The 5,001-nt window shown below is 46.4% G+C and carries 3 protein-coding genes; all 3 read right to left on the reverse strand.

The window, feature by feature from the left end:
* Window positions 1–419: 419 nt before the first annotated feature.
* On the reverse strand, window positions 420–1,499 hold the full coding sequence (gene ccsB, locus LAY57_RS34845) for a c-type cytochrome biogenesis protein CcsB (protein WP_249071939.1): 1,080 nt from the start codon (window positions 1,497–1,499) through the stop codon (window positions 420–422).
* Window positions 1,500–1,660: 161 nt separating this feature from the next.
* Window positions 1,661–3,376, reverse strand: coding sequence for a DUF3352 domain-containing protein (locus tag LAY57_RS34850; RefSeq protein WP_249071941.1), 1,716 nt, complete (start codon window positions 3,374–3,376; stop codon window positions 1,661–1,663).
* A 121-nt stretch (window positions 3,377–3,497) separates the two neighbouring features.
* Window positions 3,498–4,676: a 7,8-didemethyl-8-hydroxy-5-deazariboflavin synthase subunit CofH gene (gene cofH / locus LAY57_RS34855; protein WP_249071943.1), complete on the reverse strand. Its 1,179-nt coding sequence runs from the start codon at window positions 4,674–4,676 to the stop codon at window positions 3,498–3,500.
* Between the last annotated feature and the right edge of the window lie 325 nt (window positions 4,677–5,001).

Raw genomic sequence — 5,001 nt, forward strand, 5'->3', positions numbered from 1 at the left:
CATATCGCCTCAACGTATTAGGATGCAATCCCAGAAATTCGACTGCTTTTCTGAGTGGAATATATGCCATACCTAAAGTATAGCATTAGTGAGCGTTGGTGAGCATTAGTGAACAAAATTTTAACTAGCTAATTGCCTCTCTGGAGACTCCCGCCATAGCTGTACTCGGCTTTAAGGCGAGACGCGGGGTGCTACAACGGGGGGAACCCCCGCAACGCACCCGCTCAGGAAAGAGAGGTCGGGGTCTATGCGACATAACTACTTCTCTTCGTGATTTGGTTTTAGGGCTTGGGAGCTAACACCATAGCTTATTAATATTTAAAATACTGTATAGTTAAGGGAAATTTACCTTAACTTCGCAAAAAGTAAGCGGTCAGACTCAAATCAAAAGCTGACCGCCCAGAAGTACAGGGGTTGGGTTAAAAGAACCAACCGTAGCTGTGTAATCCTTTGCCTAAGAGATTAACGCCGAGATAGCAAATCCAGACGACTGCGAAGCCGGTTGCAGCCAAAATCGCCGGACGCCTACCTTGCCAGCCGCGAGTAATCCTGGCATGGAGATAGGCGGCAAATATGAGCCAAGTGATTAGCGCCCAAGTTTCTTTGGGGTCCCAACTCCAGTAGGAACCCCAGGCTTCGTTAGCCCAGACGGCACCGGCGATAATGCCAATTGTCAGAAGGGGAAATCCTAGTCCGATGGTGCGGTAGCTGATGTTATCGAGGGTTTCGGCTAGGCTGAGGCGTTGAGGTGAAAGTAATTCGGCGGGCTGGACTTTTTGTGTCGGTTTGGTTTCTACCTTGTTGAGAACAGCGGTTTGGGCGCTACCGTTGAGGTCATTACCACCTTTGAAGGCTCCTGTCAAGACGGGAGAAAGCGGGAGGGTTTGCTCAATAGTAGCTGCCGAGTTTAAGGATACTAATTCTCCAGAACGGCGCAACTGGTAGCGATCGCTGCGAAAGCCGCCGGTGCCTACGGAACTACCTTTGAGTTCGATGTTTTGTCCGCGAGTGACGACTAGAAATGCGATCGCCAATAGCGACCCCACCATTAAAGCGGCATAACTCAGCATCATGACGCTGACGTGCATCATCAGCCAATTGGATTTGAGTGCGGGTACGAGGGGTTCTGCTGACTGCATGGGCGCTGGCAGGGTCATGGTGGCAAATGCCGTGATGCCCATTGCTACGGGTGCTGTAGCGACTCCTACCAAGCGACTGCGGCTCATATTTTCGGCAATCAGATGGACTGCGGTGATTCCCCAAGTCAGGAAAAAGAGGGATTCATACAAATTGCTTAATGGAAAGTAGCCTGCCTCTAGCCAGCGGGCCCCTAGCAAAGAAGCTATGGTCATATTTGCGATCGCCATTCCAGCTGTTCCCAAGGCTGGTAGATAGGGGATGCTAGGAAAAGCTGCGCCTCCCCAATAAATCAGCATCGTGATAAATAGCAAGGCAAAGCTTGCGTTGTCCAGCCAATTCTGGAGTACTACCAAATCCATAATTCTGTTCTTCCCGATCGTTTTAAAGCATTAACTTTGTATAGTACAGCGAGCATTGGGCATTGGGCATGGGGAAAGGGACTAGGGGCAGAGGGGCAGAGGGAAGAATCCTTCTTTTGACTTTTGACTTTTGACTTTTGACTTTTGACTTTTGGCTTTCCCTACTTCTCAACTTTTTTTAGCTTGACAAAAATGTCGAAGCGTGTGGTGCGTGCGTCGCTGACGGCGGTGGTGATACCAACTGCTTGCGTCGGGAGGATCGAATTTCTGAGCATTTTTTGGGTATTGGGATCGGGGGAGAGTCGAAACAAAGAAGTTAAGACGCTGGCTGTCAAGTCGATACCGAGACGATCGATGTCTAGGAAAAAATTACCGTTGTTGGGTTTAAGTTCCCAAGGGACTATATTTCGGAATAGCTGGCTAGAAGCTAAAGTGGCTTTGGGTTGGGGAACGATCGCATCTGTGATGTGATCGCCCAATACCAAGAAAGCTACATTATCTTTTAGCCAACCGTGGCTCATTTTTTGCCCTTGGGATGGGGAAGTAAAATTAATTACAATGCGATCGCCAATTGTAGTTGTTTCCACTTTTAAGTTGTATTTATTGGCTAGAGCCCGGTCAAATTGCTGGAGGGATTTTTCAGCTAAGCTGCGATTGCTCGCTTTTACCATAAATACCACTCCCGCACCTGAATTGAGAGATGGCGAATCTTCCTTAGATTGTTGAGGAAACGGAATCAAGGATAGGGAGAACTCACCGTCCATCCAGGCTACTAAATCTTTATCTAAATCTAGATTGGAGAAATTTTTGACCAAATTTCGCAATTCTTGGGGTTTAAACGGCGTCATCGGATTCGACTCTGCCCCTTGAACGTAGTCCTGCCAAAACTGTTTTAAATTGCCACCAGACATCATCATCAATGTATTGGCTGGAAGTAGTTCGGGCATTATACCAGCTTCATTTTTGACAGCATACTTTTTCTGGCTATTCGGCTTGAGCCAAGAAATACTCTTAAAGCGAATGCCGTCTTTTTCCAGAGTAATTGTTGTCGCTAAGCCTTGCTGCTGCTGGAGTTCGACAAAGCCTTGGGGAGAAACTTGCTGCTGAAAATTTTTGGCGACAGATGCTGCTGCGGGGATATTAACATACAATTTAGCGAAAGGTCGATCGGTTTGGATTTGCGCCAATGCTTGAGAGTAGCCGGGAGTTTTGGCTAGAGATGCACCGCCAAGATAAGTGTCGATCGCGCGATCGGTTGCTTTGGAATCGGTTGTGATGACTAAAAACCGCCGATCTAATACCGTTGCTGAATAATTCTCCGTAGGAGTTTCTTTGATTTCTTTGATTTGGATGCCTTTGTAGGTGCGATCGATCCAATTGCCTTGTTTGAGGGGACTGTTGGGTTGTTCTAATAGCTTTATAGCTCGAACTGGGTCGTCGATCGGCAATACTATGACGACAGACTGCTTATCTGGTTCTGGTTTTGAGGATTGTTGGGTGAGTTTACCTTCCGGGGATTTTGTCTGTTGTGACAAAAAGGCAATAGTTACTTCTTTGCCAGCCCAAGACTGGATATCTTGTTGGTAATTGTAGCCATTGGGGGTGAGGAAGCGATCGCGCAAGTTGGAGAGTGTGCGATCGAAACCCGCTTGGCTTTCTTTAGTGCCAAACTCGCGCAACTGCTGCCATCTATCTGGATTCGTGGACACAGAAAGGGCTACTAAAGCATCTTGGGGAACCACGTTAGCACCCGCAGGCAAGATCCTCGATAACTCCTGTTTCTGGGTCAGTACCCAGTAGGCAGTTGCGCCGCCACCGATCAGCAGGGTGGTAACTACCAAAGTTACTAAAATTGATGGTTTTTTTCCTTTAATCATTAGTCATTAGTCATTAGTCATTGGAAAAGGGAAGATTTTAGATAAAGTAGAAGATTTATTTTGAATTGAAAATCTTCCGTTTGAAAATTTTAAATCTCAAATCTCAAATCTGAAATTCCGTTTACCTAATCCCTACTAACAATTTGTGATAGAGAGTATCCCGTTGTTGATAAGGACGCCCCAGGGAACGAATAGCCGCTTGCAAAGTTTCCACTTCCATACAAGTACCTCCTTTTGCCCCAGCCATTGTAGTAATATGCTCCTCCATCAGCGTGCCGCCAATGTCATTGCAGCCCCAAGTCAGGGCTTCGGTAGCACCAGCAAGACCGAGTTTAACCCAACTAGGTTGATGGTTAATTATCCAATTTCCCAGGAAAATTCGAGCTACGGCTGTCAGTAAAAGGGCGTCTGCTAAAATGGGTTGGTCGCGTCCGACGCGGCTGCGTAAGGGTTTAGGTGCTTCTTGACCGACAAAGGGCAGTAGGATGAATTCTGATATCCTAGCTGGGTATTGCCGTTCCAGGGCGGTTTGTTGGAGGCTTCGCAATAAACTCAAATGCCACATTTGCTGTTCGGGCGTCTCTATGTGACCGGAAAGCATTGTACTGGTTGTCGGTAACCCCATACTGTGAGCTGTGCTAACAATTTCTAACCAAGTGGCGGTGTTAATTTTTTCTGGACAGAGGATGCGCCGCACGCGATCGTCTAAAACTTCTGCCGCCGTTCCAGGCATGGAGCCTACTCCAGTATCCCGCAAAGCGCCAATTACCGCCTCGTAGGTTAAACCATCTTCTCTGGCAATAAATTGCACTTCCTGGGGGGAAAAAGCGTGCAGATGGAGTTGAGGGAATTCGTTTTTGATGCCCTTTACTATCCGCAAGTAATAAGCCAAGGAACTACCATTAAGTTTAGCTTTAAGATTGAGTCCCCCTTGCATACAAATTTCGGTGGCACCTCTTTGCACCGCATCTGTCGCTTTTTCGATAATTTTGGCTAAATCTAACCAATATGCGCCTTCTTCCCCTTCATCTCGGCGGAAGGCGCAGAAACTACAGTGCTGTTCGCAGATATTGGTGAAGTTGATATTCCGGTTGATAACATAGGTAACGGTGTCGCCAGCTTGTCGTTGGCCCAGTTGGTCTGCTGTGGCGCGAATGGCTGCTAAAGTCTCTGAATCTGTCTGCTTTAAGAGTACCGCGCCCTCTTCGGGAGAAATATCTTTGCCAGTGAGAGTGCGATCGAGAATGGCATCAACAGTTTTAATAGTCGCGGTGGGTTTAGGAAAAATCTGCTTTTTCATCAATTTAGGGAAGAGGGGCTAGGGGCTAGGGGTGAGAAGGGCTAGGGGCTAGGGGTCAGAGAATTTCAGATTTGAGATGTTAGATATCAGATTCGTCAATTAAAAATAAATTTGAAATCTAAAATCTAAAATCTCAAATCTGAAATTACTACAGTACTGTTCAATTCGGCTGGTGTTGAAAATATTGCTACTGACTATGACAGGACGATATCTGTATTTGCATTTTGCTGATAAAATCTCAAAAGCAGCCATTTTGACTTTTGACTTTTGACTTTTGACTTTTGACTTTTGACTTTTGACTTTTGACTTTTGACTTTTGACTTTT

The sequence above is a fragment of the Argonema antarcticum A004/B2 genome (genome assembly GCF_023333585.1).
GTDB lineage: Bacteria > Cyanobacteriota > Cyanobacteriia > Cyanobacteriales > Aerosakkonemataceae > Argonema > Argonema antarcticum.

Bases quoted from the DNA above. Each gene is read 5' to 3' on its own strand.
- cofH (WP_249071943.1), bottom strand. From the start codon at position 4,676: ATGAAAAAGCAGATTTTTCCTAAACCCACCGCGACTATTAAAACTGTT.
- LAY57_RS34850 (WP_249071941.1), bottom strand. From the start codon at position 3,376: ATGATTAAAGGAAAAAAACCATCAATTTTAGTAACTTTGGTAGTTACC.
- ccsB (WP_249071939.1), bottom strand. From the start codon at position 1,499: ATGGATTTGGTAGTACTCCAGAATTGGCTGGACAACGCAAGCTTTGCC.